The following is a 20,176-nucleotide window of genomic DNA, read 5'->3' as shown; positions in this document are numbered from 1 at the left end:
GCCCTCTTTCATTAAAAATTTCTTAGTTTCCTTATATTTTACAATATTTACCCAGCCAAAGGCAACTTCCCTCCATTTATCTTTTTTCCAATGGTATAATGTAGAAAAGCAAAAACAACCGTAAGGAGTGACCTCCATGAAACAGGATTTTTATAAAAACCTGCAGGCAGAAGCGCAGACGCAGCTGACCGCTGATGAAAAACTGTCCGGCCGATATACCCTCTATCGCACCGCCTGCTTCTTTGCCCTGATTTTTTCCTTTGCGGCAGGTTATGACGGCGTAAGGGGCGCAACTGTCATCGGCGTGCTATTGCTGTTGTTCTTTAGCCGGCTTATCCACCAGCACAACCGCTTGAAAAAGCGCATCCATTTTATCCAAAATTCTTTAGACGTAACGGAAGAATATCTCTCGCGCTTCAATGGAAATTGGCAAAAGCTGACCGACAAAGGGGATGAATTCATTCATCCCGAGCGTCCCCAGGACATTGACCTGCATATCTATGGCCCATCCTCCCTTTATCAATACCTGTGCTGTGCCCGCACCGCCCTCGGCCAACAAAAACTTGCCCAAGCGCTGACGGTAACACCGCCGCCCGCAGATGTCATCACCAAACGTCAGGCAGCGGTCAACGAACTCATTGACCGCCAGCGTTTCTGCGTGGAACTGCTGGCCTTAAGCCGTTTTCTCCCCACAGGGCACGACACTGCGCCTTTGATAAAGGAAGTAACTGCAGACCAGCCTCATCATATCAGCCCTGTCCTGCAGCAAACGGCCCGGCTGCTCCCGCTACTAACCATGACGAGTATTGTACTGGCACTCGGCGGCCTTATGGAATGGCATATTCCCGGCCTCCTCATACTGCTGCAATTTGCCATTGCCATGGTCTTTCACCGGCAGAATCAGACCATCCTCGCCCCGCTGCGCACCCTCAATCAGGAGTTACACGCCTATCGCGCCTTGTTTATCCGCTTGGGAAAGACAAACTTTACAAGCCCGCAGCTTAACAAGCTGGCCAATGACCTGTCAACAGCGGGCGCTCCTGCCCTGCAGAAACTTGCCCGCCTCACGGACCATGTAAACCTCTGCCGCAATCTCTTTTTCTTCGTGATGGGCAATGCCCTGCTGCTTTGGGACTGCCACTGCGCCGCCCGCTTTAGCCGCTGGCAGGACAACGCCGCACAAAACCTAAAAAGCTGGCTGGATGCTTGGGCAGAGATGGAACTCTATATTTCCCTGGCCATGACAGCCCATACCCGGGAACAGTTCACCTTCCCGCAGATACTAAAAGGCGCACCCCAACTGAACACGACAGGCCTTTCCTCCCTGCTAATCACTGAAGAAAAGGCCGTGCCCAACGATACTGCCATGACTGCCGAAACACGCATCATCACCGGCTCCAACATGTCCGGCAAAACCACCTATATGCGCACTTTGGCCAGTTCTCTGGTGCTGGCCTATGCGGGCGCTCCCGTCTGCGCCAAAAGTTTTGCCTGCACGCCCATGGCTGTCTTTACCTCTATTCAGGTTCATGATGACCAATCGCAGGGGATTTCCACTTTTTATGCCGAACTTCTGCGCATCAAGCAGATGGTGGATTTCAGCCAGAAACAGACGCCGATGTTTATCTGCATTGACGAGATTTTCAAGGGAACCAACTCGGCCGACCGGATTATCGGCGCCCGCGAGGCCATCAAGCGTCTGACCCGTCCTTACGCCATCACGTTAGTATCCACCCATGACTTTGAACTCTGCGATTTGCAATCAGATAATGATATTCCCGTGACCAATTATCACTTTGCCGAATACTACGAGAATAACAAGATAAAATTTGACTATAAAATAAAGAATGGCCGCTGCCAGACGACCAATGCTCAATATTTGCTAAAAATGGCAGGAATCTTGTAGACAAATGTCTTTTTGTATGATAATATAGGGACTATCTTATTTCAGAAGTACCTGTGTCTTTTCTAAATAGACACAGACCTGTTTATATCATACGAGGAGGACATCAATTTATGGAATCATTTATCCCTATGCTTAATGCCATCGACTCCTTCATGTGGGGGCCGCCGCTGATTACCCTGCTGGTGGGCACAGGCATCTACCTGACCCTGCGCCTGAAACTTTTGCAGGTTGTACGCCTGCCCAAGGCTCTCTCCCTGATTTTCAAAGCCAAGAATCACGGCGAAGGAGACGTTTCCAGCTTCAAGGCCCTTTGTGTGGCACTGGCTGCTACGGTCGGCACGGGTAATATCGTCGGCGTGGCAACAGCTGTGAAAATCGGTGGCCCCGGCGCTATCTTCTGGATGTGGATGGCCGCCTTCTTCGGCATGGCTACCAAGTACGCCGAAGGCCTGCTGGCCGTTAAGTACCGCAGCACGGATGCCAAGGGCAATATCGCCGGTGGCCCCATGTACTACATCCGTCAGGGCATGGGCGAAAAGTATAAGCCGCTGGCTACGTTCTTCGCCGCTGCCACCATCCTCGTAGCATATTTCGGTATCGGCACCTTCCCGCAGGTCAACGCCATTGTGGATAGTGCGGAAATTTCCTTTGGCCTGTCTAAGGTGCTCACAGGCGCTGTACTCACGATTCTGATTGCCGCCATCACCATCGGTGGCCTGCAGAGCATTGCCAAAGTTGCCGCCAAGGTCATTCCCTTTATGGCGGTCATGTATATCACCATCAGCGTGGGGCTTATCGCCATGAATTTTGATGGCGTTCCCGCCGCTGTCGCTTTGATTTTTGAATCCGCTTTCACCGGCACGGCAGCAGCCGGCGGTTTTGCCGGTTCCACCATTATGATGGCCATGCAGAATGGTATCGCCCGCGGCGTGTTCTCCAACGAATCCGGCCTCGGTTCTGCCCCCATTGCCGCCGCTGCCGCCAAGACCAAGGAACCTGCTGAACAGGGTCTTATCTCCATGACGGGTACCTTTATCGACACTTTGATTATCTGCACCATGACAGGCCTGGCCCTCGTCCTCACGGGCGTATGGCAGGGTGATGCCGCCGGTGCCGCCATGACGAGCGCCGCCTTTGCTTCTGCTTACGGTGCTGTGGGCAGCAGCCTCCTGACTATCGCACTCGTGCTCTTCGCCTTCACCACTATCTTGGGCTGGAACTACTACGGCGAACGTGCCTGCATCTATCTCTTCGGTACCAAAGGTGTAATGCCCTACCGCGTAATCTTCATTGCACTGATTGCCAGCGGCGGTTTCCTCAAACTCGAAGCCATCTGGATTCTGGCCGATATCGTAAACGGCCTCATGGCTATCCCGAACCTGATTGCCCTGATTGCCCTGTCCGGCGTCGTTGTGGCAGAAACCGAAAGCTACTTGTCCCGCAAAGGGGAACTTGATGAGGACGACATTCCTCATGCAACGATAGCAGAATAAATGACATGTCAAAAGGCAGATTCGCTTTTCACTGGCGAATCTGCCTTTATTTTCTCCTGATGAGTTAAATTATGATGCCATTGCAATGGTCAATCTCATGCTGGATGACCTCTGCGGTGAAGCCGGAGAAGCGCTGCTTCTGCGGTTTGAATTTTATATCCTTATACTCTACTTCAATCCATGTATAGCGTTTGGCCGGACGTTCTCCCAGCAGTGACAGGCAGCCTTCCATAACCTCGCTGCATTCATCGGAATGTTTGACAATCTGCGGGTTCAACATGGCGATATTCTGCTTGCCCACCTGCACAGCGATGATGCTCTTGGCCACACCAATCATATTAGCTGCCAACCCTACGCAGATAGCCTTGTTTGCTTTGAGGGTATCCAACAAATCCTCTGCCACAGCCTTATCCTTGCGGGTAGCAGGTTCCGCCATTTTCTGCAGGAATTCCGTATCTTTGATGATGTTCTTTACCATATCTATCTTCCTCATTTCGACTATATTTTCTTATTTATTTTACCACAATTTTTCCCGCCAAAAAACTTTACATCTATCTTCTACTGTCCTACAATAGTTTACATACATTTACAATGTTGTTTACATATTATAAGAAAGGATAGGGATATTTTGAGTGACGACAAGGATGAAATTCTGAATAAACCCTTTGCTGAAATCGGCGAGAAACTGCATCTGCTGCTGCAGACCGGGGCCCTCTTGATGGAAAACGGTGCCGACAGTGACCGCACCGTGCGGGATATGCGGCGGGCTGCGGCCTTTATGGGTATTGACCAGGAACATATGCATCAGCATGTGCTCTATACCACGTTGATGCTCAATGTCAGCGACAGCCGCCATTCCTATACGGAATTCTGCAAGTACCAAAAGCTGGGCGTCAATATGACTACCCTGTCAGCGGTGAGCAAACTGACCTGGCGGGCCCTGGCCCAAAATTACAGCCTCGAAGCATTCCGCCGTCAGCTGAACAATATACGCAATCTTCCGCGGGCCTATCCCGTATGGCTGACTGCACTCGGAGCAGGCGCGGCCTGCGGTGGTTTCTGCAAACTCTTCGGCGGCAGCTGGCTTGATTTTCTGCTGACGGCCATCTGCTCTTTGCTGGGCTTTTATACGCGAAGGCTCTGCAATGCCTACGCTTTTAATGCCTATGCCACCATTGCCATCACTTCTTTTGTCACCACGATTCTGGCCTGGAGTACCCAATTCCTTACGGGAGAATTGAACTGGTATCCTCTAATTGCCTGCACTCTATTTCTCGTACCGGGAATTCCGCTGATAAATGCCGTGGATGATTTGCTCAATAACTTTATCGTGGCCGGCATGACAAGAGCCATGCACACTTTGTTAGTTGTAGGCAGCATGACCTTCGGTATCGTTATTGCCATCCGCCTCTGCGGGGTTACAGACTTTACCAGTGTCCAGCTCACTCCCGACACTCAATACCTGTCCCAAGCTATCGCGGCAGCCATTGCGGCCACGGGCTTTTCCATCATCTTCAACGTGCCCAAACGAATTCTGCCAGTAGTGGCTGTAGGTGGCATTATCACGGTGCTGCTGCGCAATATTTCCGTAATCGAGCTTGGAATGTCCCAAACCGCCGGTTCCTTTATCGGCGCAGCAGTGGTTGGCCTCATTGCCCTCAAAGCCATTCACTGGTTCCATACGCCCAATATCGTCATGACCATTCCTTCGGCTATCCCCATGATTCCCGGGGTACTGCTCTACCGTCTGCTCTTTGCCCTGCTGAATATCCAGTTCATCACCAGCGAAGAATTCTTTGCCAGCTTCCGCATGGGCGTAGATGCCGTGACCATCATTATCGGCATTGCCGTAGGTGTGGCCATTCCCAACATCTTTATCCATCGGCAGATTGAACGGCGCAAGCAAAATAACGTGCAGAGGTTGTTGGCCAAACGCTATGCCGAATCGGAAGATTAAGAAAAACCTCATCCGAGCGCTACGCGACCACCTTCCCCATAGGGGAAGGCTATCTAATCTATGAAAGAAGTGAACGTATGACTTTGGCAACAACATCCTCTCCTCGCCGGGAGGCATTTATGGACGGAATTCGCGATGGCACGCCCATTGCCTTGGGGTACTTCGTAGTCTCCTTTACCCTGGGCATTGCCGCCCGCAATGCAGGACTTACCCCTTTTGAAGGCTTCTTAGCCAGCTTCTTCAACAACGCTTCAGCAGGTGAATACGCGGCCTTTACCATTATCGCTGCTGACGCTCCCTATCTGGAACTGGCCATTATGACACTCGTAGCCAACGCCCGCTACCTCCTTATGAGCTGCGTCGTCAGCCAAAAATTCTCCCCAGATACCAATATTCTCCACCGGGTGCTGGTGGGCTTTGATATCACCGATGAAATCTTCGGCATCACCATTGCGAGAAAAGGCCCCTTGAATCCCTACTACAATTACGGTGCCATGAGCGTAGCCCTGCCGGGCTGGTCTGTCGGCACCGCCCTCGGTGTTATGGCGGGCAACCTCCTGCCTGTAGCCGCCGTCAGCGCCCTGAGCGTAGCACTCTTTGGCATGTTCATCTGGGTCATTATCCCGCCCGCCAGAGATAACCGCATTATTGGTGTGCTGGTCGCCATCAGCTTCATCGCCAGCTTCGCCTGCGCCCACCTGCCCGAAATCAGCGACCTGTCCGGCGGCACAATAACCATCATCCTGACCGTCGCCATCGCCGCCATAGGCGCCATCCTGCATCCGGTAAAGGAATAAATAAACAAAGACCAGCCGCGTTTATCAAGGCATCCTGGTTGAATTATTCAGCTATTGGTTAAACCACTAAGAACGTAAATGATGCGCAAAAAATCCCCTGCGACTGGTACTCGCAGGGGATTTTTCTATGTTCGTGTCCTTCTTATGTTGTCATTATAGCATCTCATTCCGATAAGCACAAGAAAAATTTATTCATGGCGGAGCAATCATCTCGCATTAAGCCCGTGGGGCTGGTAATGCTTTTCCGCAGCTTTTGACAAGCCTGTCTATGGCGGAGGAAAAGTGTTACCAGCCCCACGGGCGCCTTTACACTATGATGTTAACTAAGAACGGTAAACCGCCTCATCCACCTGCCTGTCCTTCCCTGCCACCAAAAACGCCGATGTAATATCCCCTACCACATTCTGCGCCGTTCCCGGCATATCGATAATCGGCTCAATGCCGATAAAATGCATAACCGCAGTTCCCGGAATCCCCATATTCTCCAATACCGGCGGCATAACGAGAAGTCCCACTCCCGTCATCGCCATCAGGAACTCTACGCAGAACAGGGAAAAGATAAAGTCTGCATTCATCTCCACCGAAAACGTACACGCGAGCATCATGGATATTACGGACACATAATAGGCTGTGCCATCCATGTTGAACTGCATACCTACCGGTACCGTAAATTTCGTAATCCGCTCATTCATGCCCAATTTTTCCACACAAAATTTCAGCGTGGCCGGCAGACAGGCACTGGAATTACTGCTGGAAAAAGGCAGCGCACTAAAAGGCACTGTTTTTTGTAAAAAAGGCAGGGGCGAGCAACGGGCAACTAGCAGAATCAGCAAAGCCGCCACCAAAAAGCTAAGGGGCAGCCCCAACGCAATGACCAGGAGCATCCGGCCATACGCCCAAAGGCCAATAATCCCCAGCTGCATAACCATTTTGATAGTGGATATACACACCAGAAAGGGAAGCAGCAGGCTCACGGTCTGAACAACATTCATCGTAAAATTGCTCATAAAGCGAACCCCTTCACGCGCCCAATCCAGCTGTCCGTCCATTTTATTCAGGATAAAACCACAGAAGCAGGCCAGAAACAAAGTCTGCATGATGTTATTGGTCGAAAAAGGCGAAACCACATTCCCCGGCACAATTCCTCCTAACAGCGACCCCACCGTAATACCCGGAGCATTGCCAAGATTGCCCTCCAACGTAAGGGTAAGGGTATCCAAAATTTCCGGTGTGCCGCCCATAAGATAACCTGCCAGTAGGCCGGCCGCTACGAAAAAAGCCAGTTTCAGCAGTGACCATAAGACCACATGCCAGCCGATACGTCCGATATTGCTGGAATAGGACATACTGATAATCCCCTCAATAACCGAGAAAAATATCATCGGCGCAATCGCCATCATCAGTGCGCTGATAAATACCGTCTGTATCGGTTCGATAACAACTGCCTCCAGCCAGTCCTTAGCTGCCTGACTAGCTTCAAAGTACAGCAACGCCCCCACAGCCGTGCCAAAAATCAGTCCTGCCAGAATCCTGCGCACTTCCTGATACTCCGGGTCACGGAACTGTATGGCCACAATATTTTCGCCCCGCCGTCTGCTGCGCGAATACTTCAGCCGTTTGCGATGGGCTTTCAGAATTGCATACCCTGTCAGGTCACTTTCCATATCCTCCGGCAGCAGCAACAAAGGATTATAGGCATCCCCTTTGGCCGTCAGCAACAGCTTTAAGCGATGAAAGGACTTTTTCCAGCTCAACGTCAGGCTAAAGTCTTCCGCCTTTTTATCCTGCTGGGCCAAACGCTGAAAAGTTTCCTCTACGAGCAGCTGCATCAGATAAATTTCATGCTGTTCAGCCTTTTCTTGGGACAATGAATCCGCAATCCAGTCCATGGCCTGCGAAAAATTTTTCCATGTAATGACAAAAGAACGGTCCGTTATTCGAGTGTAATCAGCCATAAAATCTTCGCTTTCTTCAGGTCATCCAAACGCTGAAGCTGCAATTTATTCAACCCCTTCTCGCTGTAGAGCTTAAATGATTCCTTAAACAAGGGAATCTGTTTTACCTTCAGCCCTTGTGCCTCAATAAATTTTTTGATTTCTTCGTCGGTAGCAAAGAATTTTTGGTCAAAATCGGCATCGGCAATTTCCTCGTAAACCTTGGCCGATTCCTTATAAACTTCACGAGCATTTTTCTCCCCATAAACGACCTTGGAAGCCCCCATGACGAAATCACGGGCAGAAAAGTCCGACGTAATATAGCAGCCGCCATGTTTCTGCAAAACAGCCTTGATATTCTGCAGGACGCTGGCCTGCTGTTCATGGGTCAGATACATCATCAGGCCATCCATGGTAATGCAGATCGGGCCTTCCATCTTGTCGGCCGCAGCCATCATCTGCGCCTTATCCGTAGCATCTGCGACCTCATAGGATGCCAGTTTCACTTCCTCCGGCTTCAGGCATTTGGCCAGATACTGATTGCCATAGACTGCAACAGCGGGGAATTCTGCACCCACAAAATGGATTCCATGACGGGCCATGTACAGTCCCCGGGAGGAAAACCCGCAGGCAATGTCCATGACATTTTTGTAGCCGTTCTGCTGAATATATTCATTGAGTGCCGCATAACGCATCTCATGGTAGAGCATATTCACCGGCTGCAGAGTATAAAAATTCTTGATTTTCCCCGTGAACAAAAGATGCTGTTTCCCCGTTGCCTTGGCATATTCAGCCGCCTCCGGCACACCAGCCTCCCGCAGCCAGAACAGCGACGTATAGGCAGTATAGGAAACCGGCTCAAATTCAGCGGCCCAGCTTTTGCCACTCAACAGCAAGCACAGCCCCAAAACAAGAACAGACAGCCATTTTACAGGCAGTATTTTTTTCATTTGCCACACCTTCCCAATTTCATGTTTTACTGAAACGTCAGCTTATAACATTTCGCCCTTTGTCTGCTTAAATCCTGCTATTTTTCTTTACAATCCGGCATTATCCGCCTAAAATGTTAATAAATACCATTCATCGAGAAAGGAAAACGCCCATGAACCACGATATCTACATCTATCTGTTCGTAATGAGCGCTGTAACGCTCGCCATCCGCATCCTGCCCGTCACGCTTATAAGACGGCCCATCAAAAACCAGTTTCTACGCTCCTTCCTTTTCTATGTTCCTTATGTGACCCTTGCCGTCATGACCTTCCCCGCCATCATGGATGCCACCCGCAGTCCCTACGCAGGACTTTTAGCCCTCATTATCGGCATTGGCCTGGCCTGGAAAGGCTTCAGCCTGTTCAAAGTAGCCGCCACCTGCTGTATCGTTGTGTTCGGCGTTGAACTGGTCTTATTATAAGCGAAACAAAAAACAGCCCATGAAGCTTATCCCTTGCTTCATGGGCTGTTCGTATATTTTATGCTATCTGATACACCCGTGCATCAAAATTTTTCCAATAGCTCACTGCATCATCATAGGACAAAAGGTAGCGGTCCTCGGCTTCACTTCTGCCCAGTTCAATGCCGTAACAACATTTTGCAAAAACCGTAGCTTCCTTATTGGCCGCCTTGCGCAAAATCTCCTGCAACGTATCTTCCACAAAAGCCGTCCGGGACTTCCAAGCCGCCTGCTCCTTCAAATTATACTTACCTGTCTTGAACTTAAACAATTTGTTTGTCGCACTATTCACCGCAACAATCATCGTTCTTCTCCTCTCCAAAAAAATCTTTCCAGTAACAATATCCCATTATTATTTCCACAATATACATTTGTATCCAAAAATACTTTGTAATTTTACCCCAAAAGTCCCAATTAAGCAAGATATTTTTTGCAGTTTCAACTATTTTTTAGAAAATTTTTCCCTATATGCTTATTAATTCTCCCTATGAGGGAAAAACTCTGCCAAAACCTTCTCGTCCTGCGGCTTGCCCAGATAAGTGCCAATCAGGAAGAACAAGAGCGACGCCGTAATGCCGATGGTAATCTGATGCAGGCCCATAACCTTGAAGCCCATACCCTGCGTCAGGCAGTAAACCACCGTACCGCCGCTCATAGAAAGCAGTGCGCCGAGCTTATTAGCCCGCCGCCAGAACAGGCCCAGCAAAAGCATCCAGAAAAAGGCCGTTTCCAAACCGCCAAAGGCAAACATATTGATAATCCAGATAAGGCTCGGCGGCGTCAGCGCAATGACAAACACCACCACGCCGATAACGGCGGTTGCCAGCATGGAGAGCAGACGCAACTGTTTCGTGCCCGGCTCTTTGCCTTGCTTATGCTGATGATGCAAATACACATCCTTGATAATGGCCGAAGAAGCCACAATCAAGAGGCCGGAAATGGTCGAAATGGATGCCGCCAACGGGCCGATAATGGCCAGTCCCACCAAAGCCGGCGGCATAACCGTGACGATAGTCCTAGGGATGATATTATCCACACCGCCATAGGAGGCCAAATCCCCGGTAAGCACGCCATGTGCCAGAATGCCCGTAAAGTTGATGCCGATATTCATAAAGCCCACGACCACCGTACCAATCAGCATGGCCTTGTGCAGGCTGGCCGTATCCTTGTAACTGATACCCCGCACCACCGACTGCGGCAGGGCAATGGTGCAAATACCTACCAATATCCACTGGGTCAGATAAAGCCCGACAGGCATATGGCCATTGGATAAGGGTTCAAACATTTCCGGGTGATTGCTATGGAGATTGGCCATAAGATTTTCATAGCCGCCCCCTGCCGCCAGCACATAGTAAAGCAACAATACAATGCCCACCATCATAATCAGGGCACAGCAGGTATCGGTCAGCGCCACAGCCCGGAAGCCGCCCACAGTGGTGTAGACCACCACGGCCAGACCAAAGAGCAGCAGGCCCATCTCATAACTGTAACCCGTCACCGCCGCAAAGAGCTTGGCACCACCCACGAACTGCGCCGTCATGGTTGCACAGAAGAACAGCACGATGATGAAGGCCGCCAAACTTGCCAATCCGTCCGACTGGAAGCGCTCACGGATAATATCGACTACCGTCACCGCATCGAACTTGCGGGACAACAGGGCCACCCGTTTGCCGAATATACCCAGCACGAGGAAGATGGCCGTAACCTGCACCACTGCCATGTAAATCCAACCAAAGCCAATCTGCCAGGCCATGCCCGGCCCGCCCACGAAAGAACTTACAGAGCTATATGTGGCCACGGTAGTCATAGCCAGCACAAAGCCACCCAAATCATGGTTGCCGATAAAATACTGCTGAACAAAATTCCTGCCAAAACCTCGGGCCTGTACCTGCCGTACGTAGAAGCCAATGCCAATCATCACGGCCATAAAGATAAGCAGGGGCAGAAGCGCTGCCGGATTGCCGCCATTACTCATGGTCAGAGCCCTCCTTTCCGCCATCTTCCAAGGGCATATCCCTAAAGACGAATTTCAGCAAGATTTTCACCAGCACAATGGCAAAAAACCATACGCCAATACTGGAGGTTACTGCCCAGAGAGGCAGACCGCCAATCTCCATATCTACGCCAGCCAGGCCAAAGCCTGCCCAGCACCAAAATAAAATAAGTACCAGCAGTGCCAGCCCCGTAAACGCGGCTTCCCGGCGAATTTGCTGATACTTTTCCCAATCTGTCATAAACCATAGTCTCCTTTCGTACAGTTGCACCCTGAAATTTGCTTTATGCAGTGCATACCGTCGCTCTCTAGTGTACCGCAAAATGACTACACAGGCAAATCCAGCAGGATTTTTTCTGCCAAAGGCGAAAACTAATGGCAAAGACAGTTACTGGAAACTATGTCAGAAAGGATGATTTATATGAAACGCCTTGTCACTCTGCTGATATTTTGCCTGCTGATAAGCATCAGTGCTGTTGCCGCGGCCGGCGGCACCATCACCGGCACGGTTCACCTGCCCAACACCGAACGGGGAATGCACATCGGCAGGGGCGAAGGCGGCGCAGCTATGATGTGGGATATGAGCGCCCCCAAGAACCGCAAGCGTTCCGAGCGGGCAGAAATCTGGCTCATTGAGCGCGGGATTAATTTTACGGCCCTTCCCTACGCCGCCGTGCAAAAATGGTATCAGCAAGGAACTATCCCCGCCAACCAGCCCATTTACCATGCCGTAGTGAATGAGCAGGGACAGTTCACCTTCCAGGATGTTCCCGCCGCCGAGTACTATGTTATGATTCTTGACCCGAATGGCAAGGAAGGGAACCAGAACCTTGCCGACAAGATGACAAGGGATGAATTGACCAAAAAACTGCCCCATGCGGATGAATTTGAACTCTTCATGGTGGGCATGCGCAGCTGCCTCGTACAAAAAGTCAGCCTGCGCAACGGCCAGACGATAAATATCCGGCCGAGCGTCTTTTGAGGGGAGGTAAGCACCATGACCATTCTCGATACCATGCTGGCGGCCAATGCAGAATTCTGCGCCCATCCGCCCGCTGACTACACCCTTGAAGATTTGAAAAAAAGCAAGCTGCCCCAAAAGCAGGTGGCCTTGATTACCTGCATGGACACCCGCCTAGTGAATTTTCTGGAACCAGCTCTAGGCATTGGCCGCGGGGAAGCCAAGGTAATAAAAACCGCCGGCAATGGCATTACCGGCGTATTTGATGGCACCATTCGGAGCCTGCTCGTATGTATTTATGAACTGGGCGTCAAGGAGATTATCGTCATCGGCCATCACGAATGCGGCATGGCCAACACCACTTCGGAAAGCCTCATAAAATCCATGGTGGAACGAGGCATTTCGAAAGAAGCTATCCATATGATAAAGAAGGAACTCACAGAATGGGCGGATGAATTCCACCATCCCGAGCAAAATGTCATCGATACGGTAGAACGCATCCGCCTTAATCCACTGATTCCCGTTGATGTGCCCATTCACGGCCTGATTTTCCACCCACGCACTGGGAAGGTGGATGTGGTCATGAACGGCTATACCTGATTATCTGTCCTTCCACGTCCATATCCGGTCATGGATTTTCGCACTTTGCAGGGCCTCCTCCATAGCCTCATAGGCCAGTTGCGACACATCCCCCTGCGTGGCGTATTCGTCGTTGAAATGACGCGATGCGCCTTTGCTAAAGGATTCTGCCTTAGCCTTGTCAAAGCCGACAATTTCCACCGCCGCATAGCTATGGACGATATATCTGCCCCAGCGGTTCCAGCGCATGGTCTGATACTGCTCATAACCTGTAAGCACCGGCATAACTACCAGGTCGGCCTTCAGTTTTTCTGCCACTGGCCGCATTAAATCCTTGAGCTTTACCTTGCCGACAGCTTCATTGCGCGCATCTTCCAAAGCCGCCCAGCATTCCTTCTCCGGAATGTATTGGACGGCTTTTAACGTGCCGTTCAATGGAACATGCAGGCTTCTGTCCACCAGTTTTTCCAAGCGGTCATGCACATCCTGAGTGGGCGTCATATAACTCTGTATGAGCAAGGGAAACTGCGCCACCCGCAGCGGCGTGCGCTCTGCCGCCCAGGCCTGCACCGACAGGATAAGCATCAACAGTACCCATAGTAAGGCAATTTTCCGTTTCACAATAACACCTCCAGAACCTTAAACCACACGGACTTTTAATGAATGGATTTTTTCTTGAACCGCCCGCCCACAATATCATGGACGGCATTGATGGTTACAAAGGCATTTTCATCCTTGTCGAGTACGATTTCCTTGAGCTTATCGACTTCCAGACGAGTCACCACGCAGTAAAGCACTTCCTTGCTCTCCCCAGTGTAGCCACCGGCACCGTGCAGCAGGGTCACGCCACGGCCCAGGCGGTCATTCAGGGCCGAAGTGATTTCCTCATGCTCATTGGTCACAATCATCACGGCGTAGCTTTCATCCAGCCCCTTGATGACCACATCAATCATCTTGGAGATGACGAAATATGCTACCAGCGAGTACATAGCCTTATCCCATCCATAGAGCAGTCCTGCGCTGGACAGAATAAAGAGGTTGATGAACATAACTACTTCGCCCACGGAGAACACGGACTTCTTATCCATAATAATAGCCACAATCTCCGTACCGTCCAGACTGCCGCCAGCCCGGATAATCATGCCCACGCCGATACCGTCAATAATGCCGCCAAAGATAGCCGCCAGGAAGGGGTCATCCGTCACCTTCTCCAACGGGTCAAATATCTCTGACCAGACGGCCAGAAAACAGATGGCTACCAAAGTGGCAATGGCAAAGTTCTTGCCAATCTGCTTGTACCCCATAAAGAGGAAGGGAATGTTTAAGAGCACCAAGAAAACACCCATGCTCATGCCCGTGATGGTTTCCATCATAATGGAAACGCCCACGATACCGCCGTCAATGACGTTGTTGGGAATCAAAAATTCTTCCAGCCCAAAAGCCGCAATAACCGCCCCGACAAAAATCATGGCATATTTTTTCACATAAAATGACGTCGTGCGATTCTGGCCAATTTTAGGTTTTACTTCATTATTCAAGGCTGCCTGTTCTTCCATACACCTCACACTCCCATTTTCGTTCTATATTCATTATATATTATTAGGTAAACGCAGACAATAATCCTCTTTTTCATGTTTATTTCTGTACCACACTAAAGTACATTCGTATTTTATCGACAGTTTTTGGCGGGATTTAGCAACTTCTTGCGTGTTTTTTCGTGAGTTTGATTGACTTTGAAGGAGTTTAGTTGTATTATATAAAAAAATCACATTTTTGGAGAGTGATAGCCATGCTGACGGAAGAGCGTTATGCTACAATTCTGCGCATCCTTGAGGAAAAAAAGGCTGTTACCGTCCTTGACCTCACCCGTGCCCTGAACGCATCTGAATCCACAGTGCGCAGGGATTTGACCGCCCTGCACAAGAATGGGCGTCTCTACAAGGTGTACGGCGGGGCCACTTCCATCGACAACAACTACAGCAGTGCCGAGGAAGACATGAAAACCAAGAACGATTTATTCCCTGAGGAAAAAATCGCCATCGCCCGCAAGGCTGCCGGACTCATCAAGCAGAAGGATTTTGTCTATATTGATGCGGGTTCCACCACCTTGCATTTAATTGATTTTTTGACGGAAACCAGTGCCGTATTCGTCACCAACGGTATGCAGCATGCTGCCAAGCTGGCTGCCAAAGGCTTTAAGGTCTTCATTATCGGCGGTGCTGTCAAAGCCGTTACAGAAGCGGTTATCGGCACAGAAGCCCTGGAAAGCCTCACGTGCTACAATTTTACCAAGGGTTTCTTCGGTACCAACGGCATCAGCCCCAAGTCCGGTTTTTCTACGCCGGATGCAGATGAAGGCACCATCAAGAGCGCTGCTCTGGCTCGCTGCAAGCATGCTTACGTTTTGGCTGACCAGTCAAAATTCAACAAGATTTCCCCTATCACCTTTGCCAATATCTCCAGTGCTACCATTATTACAGGTCGGCTGGAAGATAAAAAATACCGTGATTATACCACTGTTCTTGAAGGAGAGTAAGAAATGATTTACACCGTAACCTTCAATCCATCCCTGGATTACATCGTCCGTCTGGACAACTTCACCGCCGGTGCCATCAACCGCGTCAACTATGAGCAGGTTCTGGCTGGCGGCAAGGGCATCAACGTGTCCATCGTGCTGAAGAATATGGGCCATGACAACAGCGCCCTGGGTTTTGTCGCTGGCTTCACCGGCGAAGAAATCAAGCGCCAGCTCAAGGAATTCGGCGTCAAGAGCGATTTCGTACAGCTTGACGAAGGTTTCTCCCGTATCAACGTAAAGGCCAAAGCCAGCACGGAGACGGAAATCAACGGTCAGGGCCCGGACATCAGCGAAGCCAAGCAGGCTGAACTCTTTGCACAGCTCGACAAACTCGTAGAAGGTGACACGCTGGTACTGGCCGGTTCCATTCCCAAGACCCTGCCGGATGACATCTATCAGCGCATCATGGCCCGCCTTGACGGCAAGGGTATCCGCATCGTGGTTGACGCTGAGAAGAACCTGCTTCTCAACGTGCTCCAGTATCATCCGTTCCTCATTAAGCCCAACAATCACGAACTCGGCGATATGTTCGGCGTGAAACTCACCACGGACGAAGAAATCATCACCTATGCCAAGAAGCTGCAGGAAAAAGGCGCACAGAACGTGCTGATTTCCATGGCTGGCGACGGTGCCATCCTCTTGACGGCGGAAGGCCAGTCTTATAAGTGCCCGGCACCGAAGGGCAAGCTCATCAACTCCGTCGGCGCTGGCGACTCCATGGTAGCCGGTTTCATCACGGGTTACATGGAATCCAATGGCGACTTTGAAAAAGCCTTCCACATGGGCGTAGCTACGGGTTCTGCTTCCGCGTTCAGCGAAAATCTCGCTACCCGTCCGGAAGTTGAAGCACTGCTGGCCACCATCGCTTAACATTTGGGATCTCGCCTTTTAGGCATTATATATAATTCTTTTATTTGCAAAGGAGAGAACATTATGCGTATCACTGACCTGCTCAAGAACGAGAGCATCGTTCTGGGCGCCTCCCCGGCTGACAAAGCTGCAGCCATTAATCAGCTGGCTGACCTCATGGAAGCTGGCGGCAACCTTTCCGACAAAGAACAGTACACCAAGGATGTATTCGCCCGCGAAGCATCCGGCACCACTGGCCTTGGCGACGGTATCGCCACTCCCCATGCCAAGAGTGCTGGTGTAAAGGCAGCAGGCCTTGCTGCTATGACGGTTCCTGCTGGTATGGATTTTGAGTCCATGGACGGCCAGCCGAGCCGCCTGTTCTTCATGATTGCTGCTCCGGACTCTGCCAATGATGACCATCTGGCAATCCTGTCCAAGCTGGCTACCATGATTATGGACCCGGACTTCAAGGAAGCTCTGATTGCTGCCAAGAGCAATGATGAATTCCTGAAACTCATCGATGCCAAAGAAGACGGCAAATTCGTTGCTCCGGCGGCTGCAGAGGCAGTAGAAGAAGCGCCGAAAGCCGACCACATTCAGGTGCTGGCTGTTACGGCCTGCCCGACGGGTATTGCCCACACCTTCATGGCTGCGGAAAGCCTCGAACAGCATGCCAAAAAGCGCGGCATCACCATCAAGGTTGAAACCAACGGCTCCGGCGGTGCTAAGAACGTACTGACCGCTGAAGAAATCGCCAAAGCTGACGCTATCATCGTCGCTGCTGATAAGAACGTCGCTATGGCCCGTTTCGATGGCAAACCGACCATCATCACCAAGGTTGCTGACGGCATCAACAAGGCTGACGAACTCCTTGACCGTGCCCTGTCCGGCAACGCTCCCATCTATCATGCTTCCGGCGCTGATGCAGAAGAATCTGCTGCTGATGTATCCGGTGAAAGCCTCGGCCGTCAGATTTACAAGCACCTCATGAACGGTGTCAGCCACATGCTGCCCTTCGTTGTTGGCGGTGGTATCCTGATTGCCATGGCCTTCCTGTTCGATGATTACTCCATCGACCCGAGCAAATTTGGTTCCAATACGCCGCTGGCTAAGTTCTTCATGGATATTGGCGGTGCTTCCTTCGGCTTCATGCTGCCGATTCTCGCCGGCTTTATCGCTATGTCCATTGCTGACCGTCCGGGCCTTGCTGTAGGTTTCGTCGGCGGTGCGCTGGCTGGTACGACGGGTTCCGGCTTCCTCGGCGCTCTCGTAGCCGGTTTCGTTGCCGGTTACGCCGTAAACTTCCTGAAGAAGGCATTCTCCTGCCTGCCGGAATCTCTGGACGGCATCAAGCCCGTTCTGCTCTATCCGTTCTTCGGTATTCTGATTATCGGTTTCATCAGCATGTTCATCATTGCTCCGCCGGTTGGTGCAATCAACACCTGGCTCGTTGAAACCCTCAAGAACATGGATCCGAACGCCCGCATTATGCTGGGTATCGTAATGGGCGGCATGATGGCTATCGACATGGGCGGCCCCATCAACAAGGCAGCTTATGTAACGGGTACTGGCCTTCTCGCTTCCGGCGAATACCATGTAATGGCTGCTGTTATGGCTGGCGGTATGGTTCCGCCTCTGGCTATCGCTCTGTGCACGACGTTCTTCAAGAACCGCTTCACCGAAAGCGAACGCAAAGCTGGTATCACCAACTATGTAATGGGTATGTCCTTCATCACCGAAGGTGCTATTCCGTTCGCCGCTGGTGACCCCCTGCGCGTGATTCCTTCCGTATTCATCGGTTCCGCTACGGCTGGTGCCCTGTCCATGGCCTTTGACTGCACCCTGCGTGCTCCCCATGGCGGTATCTTCGTAGTACCGACCATCGGCAATGCAGGTATGTACCTGGCAGCCATCATCATTGGTGCTGTAGTAGGCTGCATTGTACTGTCCGTACTGAAAAAGCCCATCAAGGACTAATCACTAACAAAAAAAAAAACATATAATAGCCTTCCCCTTTGGGGAAGGTGGCAACCGAAAGGTTGCCGGATGAGGTAAAGCATACCTGAACCTCATCCGGGCGCTGCGCGTCCACCTTCTCCAAAGGGGAAGGCTTATATCTATAATTTTAGGAGGAGTTATGCTAGACCGCCTATTTAAGCTGAGCGACCGCGAAACGACGGTACGCACAGAATTCTTTGCCGGGCTGACCACGTTCATTGCCATGGCCTATATCGTTTTTGTCATTCCCCACATGCTCACGGATGCCGGTGTGCCCCAGGAAGCATCTATCGCTGCTACGATTTTGATTACCGCTGTGTCCACCCTCTTTATGGGTGTGCTGGTCAATTACCCGGTGGCACTTGCCCCCGGACTTGGCCTTGCCGCGTTCTTTTCCTACTACGTCTGCGGCAGCCTGCACCTGCATTGGACTGTGGCCCTCGGTGCCGTGTTCTTTTCGGGCATTGTCTTTCTGATTCTGACCTGCGGCGGCATTATGAAAGCCATCATTCATGCCGTACCGGATACGCTCAAAGCGGCCATCACGGTCGGTATCGGCCTGTTTATCGCTTTTATTGGCCTCAAGAATGCCGGTGTCCTGCAAGCTGACCCGTCAACCTTTGTAGCGCTCGGTGACGTTACCCAGCCTGCCCCCGTCTTTGCCATGTTCACACTGGCGCTCACAGTCATTCTCATGGTGCGTGGCGTGCAGGGAGCTATCCTCATCAGCATCGGCGTGACCACACTGCTCTCCATGGCGCTGGGATATTCTCCCATTCCCCACGGTATCAGCGATATTATCAGCTTCGACATTCCCTCAGTGAGTGGTTCCTTCGTCCAGCTTGATATTGCAGGTGCCTGGGACTATGGGATTATCTCCATCATCTTCACCTTTACCATGGTGGAACTCTTCGATAATATCGGCACGCTCATCAGTTTGACCCGCCGGGCCAATATGGTGCAGGAAGATGGCGAAATCCCTGGCCTCAACAAGGCACTGACCATGAACGCCTTCGCCACAATTGGCAGTGCGTTTGTCGGCACCTCTACCGTAACCACTTATCTGGAAAGCGCCACGGGTATTGAAGCCGGCGGCCGCACAGGACTTACCGCCGTTATCACGGCGCTCGGCTTCCTCTCCCTGCTGCTGTTCGCCCCGCTGATTGCCTTAGTGCCCAGCTATGCGACGGCCTCTGCGCTGATTCTCATCGGTGCTTTGATGATTTCTTCCGTCAAGGACATTGACTTTTCCGACCTCACCGACGGCGTACCGGCCTTCCTGACCATCATTATGATGCCGCTGACCTACAGCATCGCCAGCGGCTTTGCCTTTGGTTTTATCAGCTATGTGGTGCTGAAGCTGACTACGGGACGGTATAAAGAAGTTAAGCCGATTATGCTGGTGATTAGTTTGGCTTTTCTTATCAATCTTGTTATGCGGTCATAACTTAAAAACGATATATTAAGGCGGCACGGGCAGGGAGCTTTACACGCTGCGCTGTTGCCCGCTGGCTAAAATAAAATTTTGCCTTCTAACTTATCCTCTAAACGGTCTTAAACTCGCTTTGCTCAGACAAAAGACCTTTTTAGAGGAAATAGCGGAAGGCAAAATTTTATTTCTTTACGCCAACGGGCAAAGGCTTCGCTTAGTAAAGCTCCCTGCCCGTGCCTTAGGCTA

19 protein-coding genes are annotated in these 20,176 nt (G+C 51.1%); 11 read left to right on the top strand and 8 right to left on the bottom strand.

Annotated elements, in window-relative coordinates; genetic code table 11:
- The first annotated feature begins 136 nt into the window (after positions 1-136).
- Together P157_RS0102620 and P157_RS0102615 are read left to right on the top strand one after the other, a co-directional pair.
- Positions 137-1,906, top strand: a complete 1,770-nt coding sequence (locus P157_RS0102620; protein WP_026759646.1) for a MutS-related protein — start codon at positions 137-139, stop codon at positions 1,904-1,906.
- Between the two features lie 110 nt (positions 1,907-2,016).
- Entirely contained in the window at positions 2,017-3,399 is a 1,383-nt protein-coding gene (locus tag P157_RS0102615; RefSeq protein WP_026759645.1) for an alanine/glycine:cation symporter family protein, read from the top strand.
- 64 nt (positions 3,400-3,463) lie between these two features.
- Here the strand turns inward: P157_RS0102615 and P157_RS0102610 are convergent, their stop codons facing one another.
- Entirely contained in the window at positions 3,464-3,877 is a 414-nt protein-coding gene (locus tag P157_RS0102610) for a peptide deformylase (RefSeq protein WP_026759644.1), read from the bottom strand.
- A 150-nt stretch (positions 3,878-4,027) separates the two neighbouring features.
- Between P157_RS0102610 and P157_RS0102605 the strand changes: the two genes are divergently transcribed.
- Complete coding sequence (locus P157_RS0102605) at positions 4,028-5,356, top strand: threonine/serine ThrE exporter family protein (RefSeq protein ID WP_026759643.1); 1,329 nt, start codon at positions 4,028-4,030, stop codon at positions 5,354-5,356.
- Between the two features lie 77 nt (positions 5,357-5,433).
- Positions 5,434-6,153, top strand: coding sequence for an AzlC family ABC transporter permease (locus tag P157_RS0102600; protein WP_026759642.1), 720 nt, complete (start codon positions 5,434-5,436; stop codon positions 6,151-6,153).
- A 323-nt stretch (positions 6,154-6,476) separates the two neighbouring features.
- Here P157_RS0102600 and P157_RS0102595 read toward each other — a convergent pair whose 3' ends face one another.
- Together P157_RS0102595 and P157_RS0102590 are read right to left on the bottom strand one after the other, a co-directional pair.
- Positions 6,477-8,108: a dicarboxylate/amino acid:cation symporter gene (locus tag P157_RS0102595; protein WP_026759641.1), complete on the bottom strand. Its 1,632-nt coding sequence runs from the start codon at positions 8,106-8,108 to the stop codon at positions 6,477-6,479.
- On the bottom strand, positions 8,087-9,037 hold the full coding sequence (locus P157_RS0102590) for a class I SAM-dependent methyltransferase (protein ID WP_026759640.1): 951 nt from the start codon (positions 9,035-9,037) through the stop codon (positions 8,087-8,089). The genes P157_RS0102595 and P157_RS0102590 overlap by 22 nt, the downstream gene beginning before the upstream one ends.
- Positions 9,038-9,189: 152 nt before the next feature.
- On the opposite strand from P157_RS0102590, the gene P157_RS0102585 reads away from it, so the two are divergent.
- Positions 9,190-9,498 (top strand): AzlD domain-containing protein, encoded by a 309-nt coding sequence (locus P157_RS0102585; RefSeq protein ID WP_026759639.1) that lies wholly within the window; start codon positions 9,190-9,192, stop codon positions 9,496-9,498.
- Between the two features lie 58 nt (positions 9,499-9,556).
- Here the strand turns inward: P157_RS0102585 and P157_RS0102580 are convergent, their stop codons facing one another.
- The 3 genes from P157_RS0102580 to P157_RS0102570 all read right to left on the bottom strand — a co-directional run bounded on the left by P157_RS0102580 (position 9,557) and on the right by P157_RS0102570 (position 11,771).
- Positions 9,557-9,841, bottom strand: coding sequence for a hypothetical protein (locus P157_RS0102580; protein ID WP_026759638.1), 285 nt, complete (start codon positions 9,839-9,841; stop codon positions 9,557-9,559).
- A gap of 171 nt (positions 9,842-10,012) precedes the next feature.
- Positions 10,013-11,512, bottom strand: a complete 1,500-nt coding sequence (gene panF, locus P157_RS0102575; RefSeq protein ID WP_026759637.1) for a sodium/pantothenate symporter — start codon at positions 11,510-11,512, stop codon at positions 10,013-10,015.
- On the bottom strand, positions 11,505-11,771 hold the full coding sequence (locus tag P157_RS0102570; protein ID WP_026759636.1) for a YhdT family protein: 267 nt from the start codon (positions 11,769-11,771) through the stop codon (positions 11,505-11,507). The genes panF and P157_RS0102570 overlap by 8 nt, the downstream gene beginning before the upstream one ends.
- 180 nt (positions 11,772-11,951) lie before the next feature.
- Between P157_RS0102570 and P157_RS0102565 the strand changes: the two genes are divergently transcribed.
- Both P157_RS0102565 and P157_RS0102560 read left to right on the top strand, forming a co-directional pair.
- The gene (locus P157_RS0102565; protein WP_026759635.1) at positions 11,952-12,512 is read left to right on the top strand and encodes a hypothetical protein; all 561 of its coding nucleotides are present in this window, start codon (positions 11,952-11,954) and stop codon (positions 12,510-12,512) included.
- A gap of 15 nt (positions 12,513-12,527) precedes the next feature.
- Entirely contained in the window at positions 12,528-13,091 is a 564-nt protein-coding gene (locus P157_RS0102560; RefSeq protein WP_026759634.1) for a beta-class carbonic anhydrase, read from the top strand.
- Here the strand turns inward: P157_RS0102560 and P157_RS0102555 are convergent, their stop codons facing one another.
- Both P157_RS0102555 and P157_RS0102550 read right to left on the bottom strand, forming a co-directional pair.
- Positions 13,092-13,691 (bottom strand): hypothetical protein, encoded by a 600-nt coding sequence (locus tag P157_RS0102555; protein WP_026759633.1) that lies wholly within the window; start codon positions 13,689-13,691, stop codon positions 13,092-13,094. It abuts the gene before it with no gap.
- 35 nt (positions 13,692-13,726) lie between these two features.
- Entirely contained in the window at positions 13,727-14,626 is a 900-nt protein-coding gene (locus P157_RS0102550) for a YitT family protein (protein WP_026759632.1), read from the bottom strand.
- A gap of 233 nt (positions 14,627-14,859) precedes the next feature.
- Between P157_RS0102550 and P157_RS0102545 the strand changes: the two genes are divergently transcribed.
- The 4 genes from P157_RS0102545 to P157_RS0102530 all read left to right on the top strand — a co-directional run bounded on the left by P157_RS0102545 (position 14,860) and on the right by P157_RS0102530 (position 19,945).
- Entirely contained in the window at positions 14,860-15,606 is a 747-nt protein-coding gene (locus P157_RS0102545) for a DeoR/GlpR family DNA-binding transcription regulator (protein ID WP_026759631.1), read from the top strand.
- Between the two features lie 3 nt (positions 15,607-15,609).
- A complete protein-coding gene (pfkB, locus tag P157_RS0102540; protein ID WP_026759630.1) occupies positions 15,610-16,518 on the top strand; it encodes a 1-phosphofructokinase in 909 nt (302 codons plus the stop codon).
- Between the two features lie 63 nt (positions 16,519-16,581).
- Complete coding sequence (locus P157_RS0102535; RefSeq protein ID WP_026759629.1) at positions 16,582-18,477, top strand: PTS fructose transporter subunit IIABC; 1,896 nt, start codon at positions 16,582-16,584, stop codon at positions 18,475-18,477.
- A gap of 160 nt (positions 18,478-18,637) precedes the next feature.
- Positions 18,638-19,945 (top strand): NCS2 family permease, encoded by a 1,308-nt coding sequence (locus tag P157_RS0102530; RefSeq protein ID WP_026759628.1) that lies wholly within the window; start codon positions 18,638-18,640, stop codon positions 19,943-19,945.
- Positions 19,946-20,176 lie beyond the last annotated feature (231 nt).

Source organism: Selenomonas ruminantium AC2024 (assembly GCF_000687995.1).
Taxonomy (GTDB): Bacteria; Bacillota; Negativicutes; order Selenomonadales; family Selenomonadaceae; genus Selenomonas_A; species Selenomonas_A ruminantium_B.
The sequence above is the reverse complement of the archived record's forward strand: the minus strand, read 5'-3'. Positions and strand labels throughout refer to the sequence as shown.